At 37.0% G+C, this 20,670-nt stretch carries 18 protein-coding genes; 16 read left to right on the top strand and 2 right to left on the bottom strand.

Features of this window, described 5'->3' with window-relative positions; translation table 11 throughout:
* The first annotated feature begins 1 nt into the window (after position 1).
* From CCC71_RS03475 to CCC71_RS03485, 3 genes are all read left to right on the top strand, one after another.
* Complete coding sequence (locus CCC71_RS03475; protein WP_156705827.1) at positions 2–676, top strand: alpha/beta hydrolase; 675 nt, start codon at positions 2–4, stop codon at positions 674–676.
* A 37-nt stretch (positions 677–713) separates the two neighbouring features.
* Complete coding sequence (locus CCC71_RS03480) at positions 714–1,574, top strand: GIY-YIG nuclease family protein (protein ID WP_247239640.1); 861 nt, start codon at positions 714–716, stop codon at positions 1,572–1,574.
* Positions 1,575–1,699: 125 nt separating this feature from the next.
* Positions 1,700–2,293: a helix-turn-helix domain-containing protein gene (locus CCC71_RS03485; protein WP_021842636.1), complete on the top strand. Its 594-nt coding sequence runs from the start codon at positions 1,700–1,702 to the stop codon at positions 2,291–2,293.
* A 157-nt stretch (positions 2,294–2,450) separates the two neighbouring features.
* Here the strand turns inward: CCC71_RS03485 and CCC71_RS03490 are convergent, their stop codons facing one another.
* Together CCC71_RS03490 and CCC71_RS03495 are read right to left on the bottom strand one after the other, a co-directional pair.
* Positions 2,451–3,611, bottom strand: a complete 1,161-nt coding sequence (locus CCC71_RS03490; protein WP_021842637.1) for a toxic anion resistance protein — start codon at positions 3,609–3,611, stop codon at positions 2,451–2,453.
* A 166-nt stretch (positions 3,612–3,777) separates the two neighbouring features.
* A complete protein-coding gene (locus tag CCC71_RS03495) occupies positions 3,778–4,470 on the bottom strand; it encodes a 5-bromo-4-chloroindolyl phosphate hydrolysis family protein (protein ID WP_021842638.1) in 693 nt (230 codons plus the stop codon).
* Positions 4,471–4,830: 360 nt separating this feature from the next.
* On the opposite strand from CCC71_RS03495, the gene CCC71_RS03500 reads away from it, so the two are divergent.
* From CCC71_RS03500 to CCC71_RS03560, 13 genes are all read left to right on the top strand, one after another.
* On the top strand, positions 4,831–6,135 hold the full coding sequence (locus CCC71_RS03500) for an ATP-binding protein (RefSeq protein ID WP_296332971.1): 1,305 nt from the start codon (positions 4,831–4,833) through the stop codon (positions 6,133–6,135).
* Positions 6,136–6,814: 679 nt separating this feature from the next.
* Complete coding sequence (locus CCC71_RS03505; RefSeq protein WP_296332974.1) at positions 6,815–8,746, top strand: N-6 DNA methylase; 1,932 nt, start codon at positions 6,815–6,817, stop codon at positions 8,744–8,746.
* A gap of 26 nt (positions 8,747–8,772) precedes the next feature.
* Positions 8,773–9,135 carry a hypothetical protein gene (locus CCC71_RS03510; protein ID WP_296332976.1) on the top strand — a complete coding sequence of 121 codons (363 nt, stop codon included), beginning with the start codon at positions 8,773–8,775 and terminating at the stop codon, positions 9,133–9,135.
* A gap of 142 nt (positions 9,136–9,277) precedes the next feature.
* A complete protein-coding gene (locus tag CCC71_RS03515; RefSeq protein WP_021842642.1) occupies positions 9,278–9,643 on the top strand; it encodes a hypothetical protein in 366 nt (121 codons plus the stop codon).
* 30 nt (positions 9,644–9,673) lie between these two features.
* Positions 9,674–10,087, top strand: a complete 414-nt coding sequence (locus tag CCC71_RS03520) for a hypothetical protein (protein ID WP_021842643.1) — start codon at positions 9,674–9,676, stop codon at positions 10,085–10,087.
* Between the two features lie 176 nt (positions 10,088–10,263).
* Positions 10,264–10,689, top strand: a complete 426-nt coding sequence (locus tag CCC71_RS03525; protein ID WP_021842644.1) for a hypothetical protein — start codon at positions 10,264–10,266, stop codon at positions 10,687–10,689.
* 233 nt (positions 10,690–10,922) lie between these two features.
* Entirely contained in the window at positions 10,923–11,843 is a 921-nt protein-coding gene (locus tag CCC71_RS03530) for a restriction endonuclease (RefSeq protein ID WP_295785432.1), read from the top strand.
* A gap of 24 nt (positions 11,844–11,867) precedes the next feature.
* Positions 11,868–13,370 (top strand): class I SAM-dependent DNA methyltransferase, encoded by a 1,503-nt coding sequence (locus tag CCC71_RS03535; RefSeq protein ID WP_021842646.1) that lies wholly within the window; start codon positions 11,868–11,870, stop codon positions 13,368–13,370.
* On the top strand, positions 13,360–13,992 hold the full coding sequence (locus CCC71_RS03540; RefSeq protein WP_296332980.1) for a restriction endonuclease subunit S: 633 nt from the start codon (positions 13,360–13,362) through the stop codon (positions 13,990–13,992). The genes CCC71_RS03535 and CCC71_RS03540 overlap by 11 nt, the downstream gene beginning before the upstream one ends.
* 648 nt (positions 13,993–14,640) lie before the next feature.
* Complete coding sequence (xerA, locus tag CCC71_RS03545; RefSeq protein WP_021842649.1) at positions 14,641–15,621, top strand: site-specific tyrosine recombinase/integron integrase; 981 nt, start codon at positions 14,641–14,643, stop codon at positions 15,619–15,621.
* Positions 15,622–15,637: 16 nt separating this feature from the next.
* Positions 15,638–16,183 carry a restriction endonuclease subunit S gene (locus CCC71_RS03550; RefSeq protein WP_295256059.1) on the top strand — a complete coding sequence of 182 codons (546 nt, stop codon included), beginning with the start codon at positions 15,638–15,640 and terminating at the stop codon, positions 16,181–16,183.
* A gap of 702 nt (positions 16,184–16,885) precedes the next feature.
* Positions 16,886–20,044, top strand: a complete 3,159-nt coding sequence (locus CCC71_RS03555) for a type I restriction endonuclease subunit R (RefSeq protein ID WP_156705816.1) — start codon at positions 16,886–16,888, stop codon at positions 20,042–20,044.
* 53 nt (positions 20,045–20,097) lie between these two features.
* Complete coding sequence (locus tag CCC71_RS03560) at positions 20,098–20,478, top strand: hypothetical protein (RefSeq protein ID WP_156705814.1); 381 nt, start codon at positions 20,098–20,100, stop codon at positions 20,476–20,478.
* Positions 20,479–20,670: the final 192 nt, after the last annotated feature.

A 20,670-nucleotide genomic window follows, 5' to 3' on the forward strand; every position in this document is an offset into this window, starting at 1 on the left:
TATGAAAGAGTGTTTTAAACTATCAGGCAAGGATATAACCTTATATAAAGCTGAAAAGCCCAATCAACCATTAGTTGTACTGAATATGTTTGAAGACGATAGTTCCGGCGTGTTGGCAGAACTTCAGAAAATGGGCGATTTTGATATAAATCTTCTTGTTATCAGTAAGCTTAATTGGAATTCTGAGTTGTCACCGTGGGAAATTCCTCTCATTTCAAAACAAGAGCCGCCATTTACCGGCGATGCTTCTGTGTATCTCGATTGGCTCCTAAATGAGGCGTTGCCAAAAGGACTTGAGTTAATAGACGGTACACCGACAAAAACATATATTGCCGGTTATTCTATGGCGGGACTTTTTGCTTTGTATGCTCTTTATAACTGTGATGTATTTGAACGGGCTGCCTGCATGTCCAGTTCGTTCTGGTTCCCGGACTTTAAGGAATATGTTGAATCGCATCAAATGAAGCGTATTCCGGAAAAATTATACTTCTCTTTAGGTGATAAGGAATCTAAAACGAAACATCAGATTCTTAAAACGGTACAGGATAATACAGAAGCTATTGTTAAGCATTTAAGAGAACAGAATATAGATGTAACCTTTGAAATGAATGAAGGAAACCATTTTAAGGATATAGATTGGCGGATAGCCAGGGGGATTGCGGAGATTTGCGGATAAATATGAAGTGCGAATGATTATAAAGGAGTGTATACGAATGGCTAGGGGTAAATCAATTGAATTATTTTTGGCCAATGGGACAGCTGATAGTCTTATTACGGCTGAGTTTTCAAATTGGAACGGTAAAGCAATTAAGATTCCAAGAATTGAAGTGAGTGAATGTAAACGCACAGATATAAAGGGAGCCGGTGTATATTTTCTGTTTTGCAAGGAAGAGGATGACACTGATTCTGTGTACATTGGTGAAGCTGAAAATATTCAAGAAAGATTAATGCAGCATTTAAGAGATTATGCGGCTGAAAAAGAGACGTATTATTGGAATACAGTAGTATTATTTGTAGGTCGAGATTTAAATAAAGCTCTTATTAGATATCTTGAGTCTCGATTAGTTGATATGGCTAGAGATAGCAAACGTTATTTGGTGTTAACTAAAAATACTTATCGCAAAACGATTTTAAAAGAATCTCAAATTGCTGCTATGGAAGAATTTCTTGATAATATTAAAGTTTTAATTAATACGTTAGGGTATAAAGTTTTAGAACCTATTGTTCAAAAGAATGAGATAACACGTCAAGAATATCCTAAGTTATATTTAAATATTGGAAGTGCAACAGCTACAGCTATGATTACATCTGAAGGTTTTGTATTGTTGTCAGGAGCTTCTGTTAATGAAAGAACAGCCCCTAGATCATTCAGTTCCGGATTGATTAAATTAAGAGATAAACATTATAAAGCTGGTAGAATTAAAGATTGGAAAACAGTTGAAGATATATTATTTTCGAGTTCTTCCACCGCTGCATGTTTTGTCCTTGGATATAATGTTAGTGGGCCAGCAGTATGGAAAAACGAGGACGGTAAAACTTTAAAAGAGACTGAAGCGGAAAAATCATTCGAATAAATAATGTTTTGGGAATAGTTTAATGATAAAAGCTTAGATTCTTTCGACATTCTACGCAGCGTAGGTAGCCAGTACCCCCATTTTATCTTAAGATAGCCATAGCAAAAGAAAGAGGTGTAATGGCTATGAATTATATATCAGGCACGATGTTAAAAGAACTGCGTGAACGCAAGAAGCTCACGCAAAAAGAATTAGCTGAAAAGCTACTTATCAGTGACAAGACGATTTCTAAATGGGAGACCGGCAAGGGTCTACCGGATATTACTTTGGTTACGCCATTGGCGGAGGCACTCAGTATCTCCGTAGCAGAATTGTTTGCCGGCGAATATGCTATCAATGATAACTGCTCCGCCAATGTAAAAAAACTCAAATTTTATGTCTGCCCAATCTGCGGCAATATCATTACAAGTTTTGGTGAAGGTGACTTCAATTGCTGCGGTGTTAAACTACCGGTTCTTACTGTAGAAGAAGATTCACCGGAAGAATCTCCGGAACATATCATTAACGTTGAGAAGATTGAGCATGACTTTTTCGTGCATATGGAGCATCCCATGACGAAACAGCACTATATTTCCTTTATGGCGTATGTGACATCAGATAGATATACATTAGTGAAACTTTATCCTGAACAAAATGCAGAGTGCCGTTTTATGAGTCGTGGGCATGGCATTATTTATGCCTATTGTAACCGTCATGGGCTGTTTAAATTGAATGTATAAAAGAATCTGAAGAGTTTGTATTAAAAACAGGCAGTAATTGAACATAAATTGACAAAACTAAAGGCCTACAAAGTTAGATATTTCTGACTTTGTAGGCCTAATTGTTTATATAGATTTTATAGTATAGCAATACTAGTCAATTTGATGATTAAAGCAACTATTTTTGTTCTTCCACCCGCCCCGCACTCTTAAGCAGTGCGTCTTTGAGCTTACCTTCAATCTGCAGCAATTCCTGTTCCGCAGCTTGGCGTTTTTGGCGTCCTTCACTCTGGATACGGATAGTATCCTCGATGGTAGCGATGAGATCTTCGTTAACCTGCTTAATTGTCTCGATGTCCACGATGGCCCGTTCATTTTCAACGGCCGTTTCGTGCGAGTTTTGTTTGAGAAGCGCAGCATTGCGTTTTAAGAGCTCATTGGTAGTTTCGGAAACAGCTTGCTGCATCTTGAGCGCTTCTTGCTGACGCCCGAGGCCGAGGGCAAGAACCATCTGGTTTTTCCACAATGGAATAGTGTTGTAGATGGCTGTTTGGATGCGATCCACCAAAATCTTGTCGTTATTTTGGATGATGCGGATTTGCGGCGCCGTTTGAATGGCAATCATTTTGCTGAGCTTCAAGTCATGCACTTTCTTTTCAAACTGAATCACGGAGTTTTTAAAATCCTGCACCACTTGGTGAGCCATCGGATTATCGGAGAGCTGAGCATCGGCTTCCAGCTTAGGAATCGTTACTTCATTAAGTTCCTGGAGTTTTTCTTCGCCCGCTTGGATGTAGAGCTGAAGCTGTTTGAAGTATTCCAGGTTCTTTTCAAACAAACCGTCAAACATGGCCACGTCTTTCATGAGCACCATTTTTTGCTTGTCCAGACCGGCTTGAATCTTATCGATTTGAACAGCCAGCGTAGTGTAAGACTCTTTGAGGTTCGCCACTTTTTTGAAAAGGGAACCGACTACCGGCAGATTGGCCAACATGCCTTTAGTGCCATCCTGCTCTGCTTCGAATTCGTTAACCTGTTTTACCAAGTCGGTAAGCAAGGTGCCGGCCGCTTCGTGATTCGTGCTTTTCACGGTCGCCAAGATGCTGTCTGAAAACGTCGCAATGTTGTCCTGTGCCGCCATGCCGTATTGGGCGATAGCATTGGACGTCACTAAATCGATGGAGTTTTTGATTTGATCTACTTGTTTACGTTCTTCCGGCGTGAGCGTCTCTACTTGTTGGTTAACGCGAACCAATTCCGTTGTTTCAATGGTTGGTGTATCTTCCGTAGCTTCTGCCTGTTTCTTCGCTAAGAGGTCGTTCAAATTAATTTCAGCCATAATTGCACCCTACTTTCGTCTACGATTTAAAAATTAACCAATGTTGCTGCCCAACTTCACGCAAGGTACAGGTGGGGATTCTGAGCCATATATTAGATGGGTATCCTACGCCATGCCTTAGGTGGGAATTCTGCACCCTGCATTAGGGTGGGTATCCTGCGTTCATTTACTTACGATTTAAAAATTTATCACTAAGCTCAATCAGGGAATTGATGAGAGGATTATTCGCTTTAGTGATTGGTGGACGCTCTTGAATATTCGGATTGAGCCCGTCCGCCGACATATTCTCCCTCATGACCTTCATCTCCGCATCGAGATCGATGAGCTGTGAGTTAAGAACCTTGGTAAACTGATCGGCATAGGCTTCGTCGTAATAATGGAGGAGCTGTTTGATCTCTCGTTTAGAATGTTCCACTTCTGGCTCCTGAAGACCGGTCCGATCCAATTCTTTGTATTTTTGCACCAATAAGATGGCGCGGTCCTGATAATAATCGATGAAACGGCGCGCCAGCCCGATACGTTCCGGATGCTCTTGCAGATAGGTCAGAAAGTTCTTGGCAATACCTTGTGTTTTTTGTAACTGCTTGCGGAACGATTTATCGTTTAACGTTTTGATTTCCCGCTCCATTTTGTTGTAGTCCGTAATGGCTTTATTAAAAAGCTCCGTGTTGAAGCGGTCCAGCTCTTTGTTACCGCTGTTGAATTTTAGCTTAGGGTTAAAACTCTTTTTCCAACGAATGGCACGGTAAAGAGCCAAAAAACCAAGGATAACAAGGCTTGTTGTTTCAAAACCGGAAAAATAAGATTCCGTTGAAAGGGTGAAGCAAAAAACTGCTATAAATAACCAAAAATATCGCATGTATGGTTCCTCCTTAATATGAAGAATCGCTTGTATTAATTTTATCATATTTTCATAAGCTCTGCCGATATCCATTTAGAACTCACAGGTGATAAATAGACCAATCGGGCGTGAAGTAAAAGGCATGCGAATATAGTCTGAGGGCCGTAGATTGACGAGGAAGTTTCTTAAGCCTATTTATTACATACTTGAAGAAATGCCGAAGAAAAGCTTGAAGAAAAACTCGACAAAAAAATGCGGAATCCGCAATAAAAATTCGAATTGTCTTGAAGCAAGTTAATATCATTGCTATAATATAGTCGAGGAAAAAATGCGGAATCCGCAATAAAATTTCGAAATATGAAGTGAGGTGAGAATATAATGGAATTTGCCAGAGCGGAATATATTGAAAAATTAGTGGCTAAAAAACATAATGGTAGAATCAAAGTGATAACGGGGATTCGAAGATGCGGAAAGTCGTATTTACTTTTTAAATTATTTGTTAATTACTTACATCAAAATAATGTTCATGATAATCAAATTGTCCAATTAGCTCTCGATGAAATTGGCAATGCCAAATATAGAAATCCAATCGAGTTGGACGCGTATCTTAGATCGCAAATAGAGAGAACTTCAACACAATATTATATTTTAATTGACGAGATTCAATTTGTAGCTGAGATTAAGAATCCATACGTTAATGATAATACAGCAAAATTAACCTTCATAGATGTTTTGCTGGGGTTAATGAAGTTGCCTAATGTGGATATTTATGTAACCGGTAGTAATTCTAAAATGCTATCTTCAGATATTCTTACCCAATTTCGGGATCGTGCGGATGAAATTCAAGTATATCCTCTTTCCTTTGCAGAAATGTATGAAAAATATGAGGGACCGGAACGCAATGCATGGCTTGATTATTATACCTATGGCGGGATGCCGGTAGTTTTTTCACTACAAACGCACGAAGAAAAGAGTAAGTATTTAAGTGATTTATTTTTGCGAACCTATTTAAAGGATGTAGTAGAACGTTATCAAATTCAAAATGATACGTCCATTTTGGAAGATTTATTAAATATTATTGCTTCCAGTATAGGATCTTTAACGAATCCGACAAAATTAGCTAATACTTTTTTGAGTGAAAAAAAAGTTAAAATCAATTCGACTACAATCAGTAGATATTTGAGTTATTTTGTTGATGCTTTTTTAATAAAGCAAGCTAATCGATATGATGTTAAAGGAAAAAAATATATCAAAACAACGTTAAAATATTATTACACTGATGTGGGTATACGAAATGCAAGATTAAGTTTTCGTCAACAGGAAGAAAACCATATTATGGAAAATGTTTTGTACTGTGACTTAGTACGTCGGGGCTATAATGTGGATGTAGGTGTTGTTGAGGAGTATATTAGAACTGATTCCGGTAAAAATACTCGTAAGCAATTGGAAGTTGATTTTATAGTCAATCAATCCAATCAGAGATACTACATACAATCGGCGCTATCGATTGATAAACCTGAAAAACGAAATCAGGAAATAGCTTCATTACTGCGGATCCCGGATTCGTTTGGCAAACTTGTGGTTATACGTGACTATATTAAACCTTGGCGTGATGATAATGGGATTGTTTATGTTGGCGTAGAGCAGTTCCTGTTAAATAAAGATATTACTCGATTATTTTAATAGTGTTATTTTGGCAATCATTTGATTAAATGATTGCCTTTTTTACTTTAAAAATCAGTTAAATAGATCGGCCCAAGTTTAATATTTAATAGATAAATAAATTAGTAGATTAGAATTAAAATAGCAACCAAAACAATAACCAAAACAATAACCAAAACAATAACCCAAACAACAACCAAGTGAAAAATGGTTGTTTAAAACCATTTGACTTCGTGTAATTTTGGTTGTACAATGAAAGTGCAGAGAGGGGTTGAAGCTCATAAATAGGAGAAAGCTCCTTAGAGGCTTAAGCGTAATATACGGATGAGTCAATAACCGGTAGGCCTGAAACAATGTATCCGGTAAAAGTGTTAGCTCATCCGGCAAGAGTGTTAGTTTATCTAGTAAGAGTGTTGCTTCATCCTGTAAAGGAGGTTTTAAAATCATCTAGTAAGAACGTTTTAAATTTTTTTAGCATTCTTTAAAATGGTTATACAAAACCAAAAAGAATAAAAGTGTTAGTCAATAGATTATCTAGTAAGCCCAAAAGTTATCTAGTAAATCTAAAAAGTATCTAGTCAGCAAAAACCATCTAGTAGAAAATATCTAGTAAAAACTATCTAGTAAACCCATAAATTCATCTAGTTAGCTTACTAGATAAAAACGGACGAATTTGTATTCACGTAAGGAGGAGTTAGTTATGTTAGGTTATTCAATTGGTATGTTAAAAGAATTCAGTGAGGATGTTCTTGAAAAGTTTGTCGGCAAAGTGGCGAGTGTTTTCGAATATTACTATTATGATTCTGACGATGATTTACCACTTATCCCGTTCAAGGACAGCATTTTGTTTGCTACGTTAATGTTCACTATGAAACGTCATAGACTTACTGAAAGCGAGGCAGAGGACTACATTGCAAAAGAGGTTAAGCTGCCTTCAATTAAAAAGGATTATATTGATTTGAGACAATACTATCCGAACGTATTACCACCTTTAGAGCCTTGTAAAACGGAAGAGCTATTTGCCTATATCCTTCTCGCCGAGCCAATTATTCGGTCGAAGTCTGAATACAATGTGGGAAGAAGTATTAATCGCTTGTTTGTTGAATTGTTAAGAGGTCAAGAGTCTGTATACGACTGGGGGTTTGCACAAGGTCAATTTCTGATTCAGTCACTCTTGAAAAATTCTTCAAAACCACAGGTATCGGGGATTGAAGTGAAAGAAAGTAACTATGTAGTTACTAAAATTCGGATGTGCATGGTGGGTGAAGCAGCAGACCTTCAACTGGGAAACCTTTTTATTGAAAAACAGGCCAATAGTGAAGGGGCCGCCGCCGTTATTTGCCCACCGCGTAAAAACCTGCTAACGGAGATTCAATATCGTGGCTATTATTTACAAAGCTCACTGGCTGAGTTGTTTTATAGCAGTTCAGACAGAGCTATGCATAACGGAGAATGGCCCTATGTTCTTAAAGCGTTGGATTCACTGCAACCCGGCGGTAAACTCATGGCCCTTACATCGACTGAGGCCGCTTCAGATAAACTTTATAGGGCGATTCGTCGTAAACTGCTTGAAGAAGGTTTGGTGGAGAGCGTTATCTTATTATCGAATCGCCTGATTCCGGGAAATAAGAAAGCCGCTATCCTCTGGATTTTTTCAAAAAAAGATAATCGCTACGTACGCATGATTAATGCCGGTGAAATCAGGACTAAGAGAGAGCCGGTGTACTATTTATCGGACGAGAATATAAAACAGATTGCCGATCTTTATCGCTATGGTGAAAAATACACGGGAACTATGACTGATGACGAAACTGTCATTGAAGATATAGTGAGGGATGTAGCTGTTGAAGACCTCTTGAAGGCCCCTATGTCTCATAGACGGCACCATCGTTTTGATGACGAAGAAATTGTTAACGTATGGAATTTAGGCCGGGATGAAGGGCCGCAATGTGATTTGGCGCCGGATCGATACACCAATAGAAACGCTACGGCAACGACTGATACGGAGGAGCTGTTTAAGGGTCCATCCTATTTCCTCGGCGATGTGTGCAAGATTCGACGTGGCGCCGATGAAAAAGTCGATGAGTCGGATACGGCGGATACCGGTGATTTGGCAAAATACATTACGCCGAAACATCTAAATAACCGCACGATTGATGTTTTGAAAATGCCTTCGCTTACGACAGTCACAGTAACGGGAAATCGGAAACCGCTGAAGACAAACACAATTATTATGAGTAAATCGGCACCGTTTAAATTCGGCTTTATCGATGATTTGAAGGGGCGCAATGTATATTGCAGCGGCAATACCTATAAGCTGACCGTTGATGAAAATGAAATAAATCCCATCTATTTGTTTATGTATCTGACTTCGGATTTGGCAAAAGAACAATTGACTCGAATTAGTGAAAACATGAATCCTTCATCGCGCACGAAGACAATCAGTATCACCGATTTAGGGGAGGTTCAAATTCCAATCGTGCCTCGTGACGAACAAGAGATGCTTGCTAAGGAATTTTTGAAAATGGCAGCTGAAGAAGAAAACATTCAAAGGCAATTAGATACGATTTCAGAAGGCAAAAAGGCACTCATTGAGAACGCGATGGCTAAAGCAGAACAAGAGAATAAATAGGATTTTGTATAGTGAGGAGGATGTGTATGTTTACGAAAAAAAGCATTTTTTACGACCCAATCGAAGACGGCACCGCCGATATTTTACGTATCAATGCGGATGGCAGCTATAACGTCATATCGGTTAATGTTTTTTACAGCATCGGTGGCGTTGCGCCGGGGTATTTGGAATTTAGAGAACGGGCGGAAGGCATGGTATTTGAAGACGTAACCATTGGTGAACGAAACTATGGCATGTGGATGCCTATCGGCAAAACGGCCTATAACGAAAAGGCCTCAAAGCTGCTTGGCAAACCGGTGCAAGGCAATGTGTATATCATTCGCACCGACAGCTATAGAGAATTTCTGGAAGACGAGGATATGGAATATATCCAAAAGGTGCTTGGTTAATCAGGCCTGCCGGCGGATATATACGCGAAGAGGCATATACGAAGATGCATACATGAAGAGGCATATAGAAAGATGTATAGATGAAGTGGCATATAGAAAGATGTATAGATGAAGAGGCCTATGCTGAGTTAAGGGGGATACTATGTTTCGCAAAGATTTTATCGAAGGCAGTCGAGGCCTTCATTATGAAGACGAAGAGGAGTACATGAAGATGCATAAAGTTATGTTGCCGTATAAAAAAGACGGGCGCGTGGTGGCATCCATTCGCGGGGAAATGCGCGGGAGCATGACCTTGCGTGATGAAAAAGGCAAGGTGTTGGCCCGTTATAGCTTGGTTAATAATTCTACGAAGGTTGTGAATGGTAAAAGCCTTGGTAGGGGCAATTGGTTGGCACAACTTTTAGTGGAGTATGTAGCGAGTTTGTCCTGTGAAAAAACTGCTGTGGCTGAGGTTGATAGCGGGAATGAGCCGGAGACGTTGAATAAAATGGCCGAATCGGATAATTAGTTGTCGTGTGGGAGTAAGGAGCGTGTTTTTATGAAAAAATATAAAGAACTGGAGATTGGGCGTGATGGTGTATCTCGATTTGTAGAAGTAGAGGCGGGGCCCTATGGTCAAGACGGAATAGCCGGTGCCGCACGACATAGACACTTCTGTAGTATACGGAAAATTAAAGTTAAAAATTTAGGCAAGAATTTTTATATCGTTGTAAATGGTCACAACACGATTAATCCGTTTAATAAAGACCCCCGGAAGGGATTTACTAAAGCCGATGATGCCGAACTTTTCAATGAAAATGCCTCAAAGCTTGCGGAACGAAATATATTCGGAAATGCCTATGTCGTGAAATTTGATAATGGCACTTACCGTGCCCTCTATGATGAGGATATTAGGGAGTTGAAAAAAGTATATCCATTTCCGATTAAAGGGGACGATGAGGAGCCAAAATAGCACCAAGCGAGCCATATGAAATTAGTAAGAAAAAGCAGGTAAAATACCCGAAAAATCAGCTCAAAAAAGAGGAAACGCATTACATGTAGTCGAATATTATAAGGTAATGCGTTTTTTTACAAAACTTATTAGGCTATAGGAGATCGTTGCTATTTAGGGGATAGAGGACTGCTGCTATGAAACGGGATAAAGTGTTAAAAATCGGGTATGACGGCCATTCTGAATTTATTACCATTGAGACCGATAACCATGGTTGGGGCAAGATACTGGATATTTGCAAGCACGAAAGTTTTCACAAAGTCGATATATTTGGGGCCTATCGTCTGGCGGGCTATGTATTTGTGGTTGATGCTAAAAACTCCATCAAGAGGATGGAAGCTGAATTGATAAATCCCTTCTTTTGCCCGCTTGATGACAACTATTATAATGGTAACGCCAGCATGCTAATCGGCACGAACATCTACGGCAATGCCTATGTGGTGAAGGCCTATGGGATGAAGTACGGGGCTTTTAGCAAAAAAGATATGGGGGATCTGGCAAGGAAATATCCGTTTACCATTGATAATTTGAGTGAAATGGGGATTACGCCGAAGGGGCGTTAAAACCGGGAAACGTGAAAATGCGTTAGTTCTGTTGATTGATTTAAGATGAAACAATATATGCTGATTTGAAAATGCGGTTTGAGCGGATATGTGAATTCAAACCGCATTAATGCTATATAAGTTTATTTTTATCAAGCCAAAACTCCTTGATTAAGGTATAATTAAATATAAGATTAAAAGTGACGATAACTTAGTAAGATGATTAGGTAAAAGGTATCTGTTGAGGTGAGTTTATGGCTATACCTAAGTATTTTGAGTTTTTTCCTACAGTTATTGAATGTTTAAGTGATGCTACGTTGCATACTTCAAAAGAAATTCGAGAGTATTGTATTTCTGCATTTAAATTGACAAAAGATGATTGCCTTGAACAGTTAGAAAGTGGTCAACTAGTTGTTAATACACGCATAAGCTGGGCTTGTACTTATTTAAAGAAAGCAGGACTGATTGATAGACCTCAAAGAGGTTCTTATTTGTTAACTAAATTAGGTAAAGCTGCTTTAAAAGATGGTGTAGATAATATTACATTGGACTATTTAAAACAATTTGAAGCTTTTCGCGATTCTGTGCACGTTGAGCCAGGAATACAAAGTAGCGGAAATACCCCTCTTGCTCCTAAATCTGATGATAAAAGTCCGGAGGAGCTAATTGAATATGCAATGAATCAACTAAATTCATCATTAGCGGATGCATTATTGATTGAAGTAATGAAAATGACACCATATGAATTTGAGAAACTTGTTGTTAAGTTGTTAATTAAAATGGGGTATGGATCAGCTGAGTTATCTTTAAATTCTGTTACAAAGTTATCTGGTGATGAAGGTGTAGATGGTATGGTTGCTGCGGATCGATTAGGATTTGATGTAATTTATACGCAAGCAAAACAATGGAAACCGGATTCGGTAGTAGGACGCCCGGAAATTCAGAAGTTTTTAGGGGCATTAGCCGGCCAAGGTGTGGCTAAAGGAATATTTATTACAACGGCTAAGTTTTCATCAGAAGCTAGAGAATATGTGGCGAAACAATTGCTACAAAAAATAGTTCTCATTGATGGCAAACGACTTATGGAATTGATGATAGAATATAATCTTGGAGTTTCTGTTGAAAATCTTTACACCGTGAAGAAGCTTGATACAGACTTCTTTACTGAGGATTAATTAGGCTTGTAAAGGAGAAAAATTGTGGCGGACAAAAATACAGTTAATGTTGGATTTGAAAAACAAATATGGGATGCAGCCTGTGTACTACGAGGTAATATGGATGCCTCAGAATATAAGGGAGTAGTATTAGGCTTAATCTTTTTAAAATATATTTCAGATAGATTTGAAGATAAACATAAGGCGTTAGTGGCAGAAGGCGATGGATTTGAGGAAGATATTGACGAATACACTTCAGAAGGTATTTTCTTTGTCCCTAGTGGTGCGCGCTGGAGTGATATAGCTTCTAAATCTCATACCCCTGAAATTGGTGTAGTTATTGACAATGCAATGCGTGCTATTGAGAAAGAAAATAAACGACTTAAAGACATTTTACCTAAAAACTTTGCTCGCCCAGAATTAGATAAAGGCAGACTTGGCAATGTTGTTGATCTATTTTCTAATATTAAGATGATTGAGCATGGCAGTGAAAAGGATATACTTGGACGTACGTATGAATATTGCTTATCAATGTTTGCGGAACAAGAAGGTAAACGAGGCGGTGAGTTTTTCACACCTTCGTGCATTGTAAGAACCTTAGTTGAGATTTTACAACCGTATAAAGGGCGAGTATATGATCCTTGCTGTGGCTCAGGAGGTATGTTTGTTCAATCTGCTCAATTTGTAGAAAATCATAGCGGAAATATTAGTAATATTTCTATTTATGGCCAAGATTCAAACCCTACTACATGGAAAATGGCGCAAATGAATTTAGCTATTCGTGGAATTGAACCTAATTTGGGCGGGTATTCAGCGGATACTTTTTTGAACGATTTGCATCCAACACTTCGCGCTGACTATATTATGGCAAATCCTCCATTTAACTTGTCACCATGGGGAGCTGAACAGTTAAAAGAAGATGTTCGTTGGAAATACGGAATGCCACCGGCAGGCAATGCCAACTTTGCTTGGTTACAGCACATGATTTATCATTTAGCTCCGGCAGGTAAAATAGGGATGGTTCTTGCAAATGGCGCTTTATCATCACAGTCGGGTGGTGAAGGTGAAATCCGTAAAAATATCATTAATGATGATTTAGTTGAGTGCATTGTGGCTATGCCGACACAACTCTTCTATACGACACAGATACCTGTTTCTTTATGGTTTTTGAATAAACAAAAGAAACAAAAAGGCAAAACACTCTTTATTGATGCCAGAAAAATGGGGTCTATGGTGACACGTAAACTCCGTGAACTCACAGAAGAAGATATTAAGCAGATAGGTGATACCTATGTCTCTTTCGTTGATGGTACATTAGAAAATGAAAAAGGCTATTGTGCTGTAGTAGATACAGAAGAAATTGCTAAACAAGACTATATCCTTACACCAGGTCGTTATGTAGGTATTGAAGCGCAAGAAGATGATGGGGAGCCATTTGAAGAAAAAATGGCAAGACTTACATCTGAGCTTGCAGAAATGTTTGAAAAAAGTCATGAACTAGAGGCTGAAATTCGAAAGAACTTGGAGGCTATCGGGTATGAAATGTAAGTTAGGAGAAATAGTAGATATTACTATGGGGCAATCGCCTAAGTCTATTTATTATAATCAAGTAGGTGAAGGCTATCCTTTTTTACAGGGCAACAGGACTTTTGGATTAAAATATCCTACTTTTGATACTTATACAACGGTTATGACAAAATTAGCTAAATCTGGTGATGTTATAATGAGCGTTCGAGCACCAGTAGGAGCATTGAATATTACGCCCAGAGATATGTGTTTAGGCCGCGGAGTCTGTTCTTTACGAATGAAAAATGGTAATCAAGAGTTTTTATATTATATGATGAAATATTATGTATCTGATCTTATTAGTAAAGAAAGTGGCACTGTTTTTGGTTCAGTAAACAGAAATGATATAAATGATTTAGAGGTTGATATTCCTGAGAATGTAGAGAAACAGGTAAGAATTGGGCGAATTTTATCTTCAATCGATGATAAAATTGAATTAAATAATCAGATAAACAATAATTTAGAGCAACAAGCATTAACTCTATTTAAAGCATTTTTTATAGATTATCAACCTTATAAAGGAACGGTTCCACTATCATGGCAAAGAGTTTCGCTAGATGAAGTTTGTACAAAAATCACCGATGGCGCCACTATAGCCAATTGATACTCCAAATGCTCCTTATCCTATGTATTCAGTTAAAGATATGGAAACCTATGGTTTCACTAACAATGATTGCAAACATATTACTAAATCGGAGTTTGCCAAATGAAGAAAAATGACTGCGTCCCTTGCCTAATGATATTCTTGTAGCTAAAGATGGAGTTACTTGAAAGAAGTTTTATCTGTTCAGAATATAAAGAATGTGCGATATTATCTTCCATTGCATATTTAGACCTAATAATAATATCATTGTGCCTGAAATTTTACTTTATCTTTTAAAGCAGCCTCAATAAAAAAAGATGTGGGGACAACTATGTATCCGGTTCAGCATTACCAAGAATTGTATTAAAAGATTTTAAAAAATACACTTTTATTCTTCCACCAATGGTAGAGCAAATAAAATAAGTACTATTCTTCATGAGATTACAGGAAAATTCAAGTAAATACAGATGAAATAAAAGTGCTTTCATCCTTGCGAGATTATTTACTCCTAAACTGATATCTGGTGAGATTAGTGTATCTAAAATCAGTATTTAAGCCACTAAATTATTGTTTATCTTATTTTAAGAATATATTTATATTTCCGAGAGTGGGGAATATTTTGTGAGAATTTTCCACTCCTTAGTTATTCTCTTTTATGAGAGGATAACTATGAAGACTATTTTTATTAATGATATTATCCAAATGATGTTGCCCCATATGAATAATGCTCAATGTGAAGCTTTGCAGGAAGTATTGCAGCATGTTTTGTTTCAATATGATCTTGTTAAACATAAAGACTGTTGTGCCGAAGAAAGGGATTATTTAGCATTATTTTTATCGGCAAAACGAATTGAAGGATGTTCTGAAAAATCACTTAAATATTACGAATCAACAATACAAAAACTATTAGGAACACTTGGGAAATCTGTTAAGCAAATTGTAACGGATGATATACGAAAATATTTAACAAAGTATCAAGAAGAAAATAAATCTAGCAAGGTGACAATTGATAATATTCGTCGGATTTTATCTAGCTTCTTTTCTTGGCTTGAAGATGAGGATTATATCCTAAAAAGTCCAGTGCGTAGAATTCACAAAGTAAAAACAGGTGTAAGTGTTAAAGAAATATATTCTGATGAGATGTTGGAGTTTTTACGTGATAGCTGCACTGAATTAAGAGATTTAGCAATGATTGATATGTTAGCATCAACAGGTATGCGTGTTGGTGAGATGGTTCTTCTAAATCGAAATGATATAGATTTTAATGAAAGAGAATGTATTGTTTTTGGTAAGGGAAATAAGGAAAGAATAGTTTATTTTGATGCTCGAACTAAAATTCATCTGCAAAACTATTTAGAAAGTCGTTCAGATATTAATCCGGCATTATTTGTATCTTTAAAGGAACCTTGCAACAGGTTAAGTATTAATGGAATAGAAACTCGACTTAGAAAATTGGGTAAGAATTTGGGGTTGCAAAGAGTACATCCGCATAAGTTTCGGAGGACGCTAGCAACGATGGCGATAGATAAAGGCATGCCTATTGAGCAATTACAACAGCTATTAGGTCATCGAAAAATAGATACAACATTGCAATATGCTATGGTTAGACAAAGCAATGTAAAAATAGCACACAGAAAATATATAGGTTAGGAAGGAAGATAATAAAGTGTGGCAAGTCATGAGTTTAGGTGATGTTTGTACAATTTCATCAAGTAAAAGAATTTTTGCAAAAGAATATAAAACTGAGGGAATCCCATTCTATAGAGGTAAAGAAATTATTGAAAAGCATAATGGTAGTACTGTATCAACAGAACTATTTATATCACTAGAACGATATGAAGAGATTAAAAGTAAATACGATGTGCCAAAAAAAGGCGATATACTTTTATCCTCTGTAGGAACATTAGGTGTTCCATGGTTAGTTAACGAAGATAATTTTTATTTTAAAGATGGGAACCTTACTTGGCTGAGGTCTAATGAAAAGATTATACCTGATTATTTATATTTTTGGCTTACATCAGATGAAGCACAAAATCAGATTGACTCTAAATGTATAGGTTCTACACAAAAAGCATTGACTATTGAGGCGTTAAAAAAGTTTAAAATTACTTTGCCAAACGTCGAAGTACAAAAAAAAATTGTATCAATGATAAAACCAATTGAATTGAAGATTGATATTAATAGAAGAATAAACAATAATTTAGTGGCTTAAGTGTAAGTTCTCCTGTCATTAATTTTGGTAAAATGAAATTTTTTTGTTCTGCTAAAAGATAATTTTCTTTTCATTTTTCTTCATATATTTAATAATAGGATGTACTATTCCATGTATTTCTGAAGTTCTGCTTGAGGTAGCATAGGTATTAATAGTGATTTAATTGTTGTTAAACTCAAATTAGCCTGAACTGCTTGTTGCACATGCTTTTATAATAGTCATTATGCCATTGCCTAAAAAGGAACTATATAAATATTCAGGTAAAATCTTATCTTTATTTACTCTAATAATCGCAACAGCTTGATTTGTATTGGCAGGAGAATACTATCATCTACTAGTGCAAACCGCCCTAATGTACCTGCAATTGTAAATAAAATATCCCTGAATGAAGTATCGAACGTTTTAGGATAAAGTTAGTGGTTTTATTAATATATGAAAACTTTTCTTATTAAACGAATGATTTTCAAGAATAGATTCAACTTTTATAAAATTTATTCCACTATTAGTAAAATTTTTCCTAAAGTAGTAGGTGTTGTCCTTTTGTAATTAATTTACATAATTCGGATAAAGGCGTTAATTTAAAAGAATGAAAATTCGGATTATTAATTACAAGATGATTGAATATAATTTTGCTTGTTGCTCTAAATTATTGTTTATCTCTCCACCACCTCATTAACCAAAAAAATCTAAAGGAGGTTAATTATGCCAAACTTATTTAATGAAGATACATACGAACAGGCGATTATAGAATTGTTTGAAGAAATGGGCTATTCTCATCTCTATGCGCCGGATGTAGAACGCGATTATACAAGCCCTTTGTTAGAAGATGTATTAAAAGATAGCTTGGCACGTATTAACCGCGAACTACCTAAAGAGGCAATTGATGAGGCGCTCCTTAAACTACATGATTTAGAAACGGGCAGTTTATTGGAAAAAAATATTAGATTTATGGATTACTTGCAGAATGGCATCACTGTAAAGTTTTTTGCGAATGGGGTAGAGGATTCTCAAATTGTACGTTTAATTGACTATAAAAATGTAAACAATAACACTTTTTATGTTGTAAATCAGTTTACTCTCATTGAAAATGCAGAACGGCGTCCGGATGTGATATTATTCATAAACGGGTTACCGCTAGTTGTTATGGAGCTGAAAACTCCTGTTAAAGATGAAGTTACTGCAGAAAATGCATTTAATCAGATTAGAAATTATATGCAGGATATTCCACCGTTGTTTTACTATAATGCCATTTGCGTAATTAGTGATTTATCGACGAATAAAGCCGGTACAATTACATCCGGAATGGATCGTTTCATGGAATGGAAAACTAAAGATGGTAATTATGAAGAAACGGCGTATGCCTCGTTTGATACTTTTTATGAAGGTATGTTTCAAAAAGAGCGATTGTTGGATATTATAAAGAATTTTATCCTTTTTTCGGGAACACCTACAAATCGATTTAAAGTGCTAGCTGGATATCACCAATATTTTGCCGTAAAAAAAGCGATTGAGAAAGCTAAGGTTGCAACACAAACTGATGGTAAGGGCGGTGTATTTTGGCATACTCAAGGTTCGGGTAAATCCTTATCCATGGTCTTCTATGCTCATTTGTTACAAGAAGTTCTAGAGAGCCCGACTATAGTTGTTATGACAGATCGTATCGATTTGGATGATCAACTTTTTACTCAATTTTCGCAATGTGCACAGTTTTTACGTCAGGAGCCGGAACAGGCTGAAAGTAAAGCAGATTTAACTCGACTTTTGGAAAATCGCAGTGTAAATGGCATAATTTTTACAACAATGTTTAAGTTTGAACGTGGTGAGAAACCCTTGTCAGAGCGTCGCAATATTGTAGTTATGGCGGATGAAGCTCATCGTGGGCAATATGGTTTTGAAGAACGTATTATAATGTCAAAAAATGAAGCGGGTGAACTTGAAGCGCATACGTCTATTGGTAATGCTCGTATTATTCATGATGCTTTGCCAAATGCTACTTTCATTGGATTTACCGGAACGCCGATAGCAGCTAAAGACCGTAATACACGAGAAGTGTTTGGCGATTATATTGATGTGTATGATATGACTCAAGCTGTAGAAGATGGTGCTACGAGACCGGTATATTATGAAAGCCGTGTAGTCCATTTAAAATTAGATACTAATACATTGGCGTTAATTGACTCTACATATGATGTGTTGGAAGAACAGTCAGATAAAGAGACCATTGAAAAAAGTAAAAAAATGTTAGGCCAGATGGAGAGCGTATTAGGTGCTGATTCTACTATCGATTCATTGTGTAGCGATATTATAGAGCATTATGAAAAATACAGAGCTAATTTATTAACCGGTAAGGCGATGATTGTTGCTTATTCCAGACCAATTGCGATGAAGATTTATAGACGCATATTGGAGCTTCGTCCGGAGTGGAAAGAAAAAGTCGGCGTAGTAATGACCGGCGGAAATAATGACCCGGAAGATTGGAAAGAAGTTATTGGTACTAAGGCTCACAAAGAAAAATTGGCCACTAGGTTTAAAGATAATAATGATTCAATGAAGATTGCTATCGTAGTAGATATGTGGTTGACTGGGTTTGATGTTCCTTCATTGGCCACTATGTATATCTATAAAGCAATGTATGGATATAATTTAATGCAGGCGATCGCTCGTGTAAACCGTGTTTTTAAGGATAAAGAAGGCGGTTTGATTGTAGATTACGTTGGTATTGCATCGGCATTAAAAGCGGCCATGAAAGAATATACTAAGCGTGATCAGTCTAAATATGGCGATATGGATATTGCTAAAGAAGCATATCCAAAATTCCAAGAGAAGTTGCAAGTATGTAAAGACTTATTGCATGGATTTGACTTTAGTGATTTTATTAATGGCTCACCACTTGTGAAAGCCAGACTTATATCTGGTGGTGTAAATTTTGTCCTAGATCCACATGAACCTGAGAGAGTAGATTTATTTTTGAAAGAAGCTTTGTTACTGAAACAAGCACATTCGCTTTGCTCCAGTATGACTCTTGAAAGGGAACGCGCAGAGGCTGCATATATGGAAGCCATTCGTTCGACTGTAATTAAAATTAAGCATGGTGGGGATGGCGGAAGAACATTGTCACTTAATGAAATTAATGCACAAATCAATGAATTGTTAAAGGCAGCCATTCAATGTAATGGAGTTATTAGTTTGTTTGATAGTAGCAAGGCTAAAGGTGAGATTTTTAGCCTGTTTGATCCGAAAGTTTTGGATGAGATTTCAAAAATGAAGGAGAAAAATATAGCTGTTGAAATGTTGAAAAAGTTGATGTTGGATCAAGTTAGTGTTTATAAGTCAACTAACGTTGTACAGTCTGAAAAATTCTCTGAAAAAATCACTAAATTAATGAATTCTTATTATAATGGCTTAATTACTAATGAAGAAGTTATAAAAGAACTTTTGAAAACAGCCGAGGAAATTAAGAATCTTTATAAAAATGGTGAGAAATTGGACCTTTCACAGGAAGAACTTGCTTTCTATGATGCGTTAACTAAACCGGAAAATATTAAAGATTTTTATGAAAATGACGAATTAGTAGCTTTGACTAAAGAGCTTACTGAGCAGCTGCGTAAGAATAGAACAATTGATTGGCAAAAGAAAGAAACAGCAAGGGCTTCTATGAGAAAAATGGTTAAGCGATTGTTAAAGAAATACAAATATCCTCCAGAGGACTATGATTTTGCCATTAGTACGGTAATCAGCCAATGTGAACTCTGGACTGATAAATCAGAAATATCACAACAGAGTAATGTTTTAGCATATCCAATGAATAATGATGGGTTACAAGCAGTTGCGGATAGAACAAATCAATTCCCGAAACACTAGGGCATAATATTTGTAACATAAAGAGAAAATTAGTTTAATACAAGGAGCCCCCCATGCACCCACGTGACCTATCCAAATTCATCGACTCCTGCTACACGTTCTCAGACTATATTCTCCGCATCAAGCAACTCAATCTTGATGGCGAACTGAAAGAAAAATTTGCCAATGCGATGAATCGATTTGCCTATGTCTATCACTTAATCATAGAAGATGCGATTCAAACTCAAACGAGATTGGTTCAGTCGGTTGAAGCAGAACTTTTAGAAATCGGCTTTAACATGTCCGAAGAGGCTCGTGAGCTAAATGCTCTTGAGAGTCAGGAGCGAATCATCAAAGATACACAGCTCTATATCTATTTCTTTTTTCCGGAAATTGACATTGAAACACTCGATTTGGCGACTTTTTGCCAACGAGGAAAGAGCCGCTACTCCTAGCTATCTAGTTGTCAGGGCAGCTGATTGTCAGGTTGTTAGGTTGTTAGGTCGTTAAATCATCAAGTCATCAGGTCGTTAGAGCATTAAGTCATCAGATTGTTAGCATTTGAAAGATGCGCTCCAAAATGATAAATAAGTAAATATTGTCTCTGATGCAAATAGAGCCGGCTACAAACAAGCCGGCTCTATTTT

Source organism: Veillonella sp. LMAG:90 (assembly GCF_008679445.1).
In the GTDB taxonomy this organism is placed as follows: domain Bacteria; phylum Bacillota; class Negativicutes; order Veillonellales; family Veillonellaceae; genus Veillonella_A.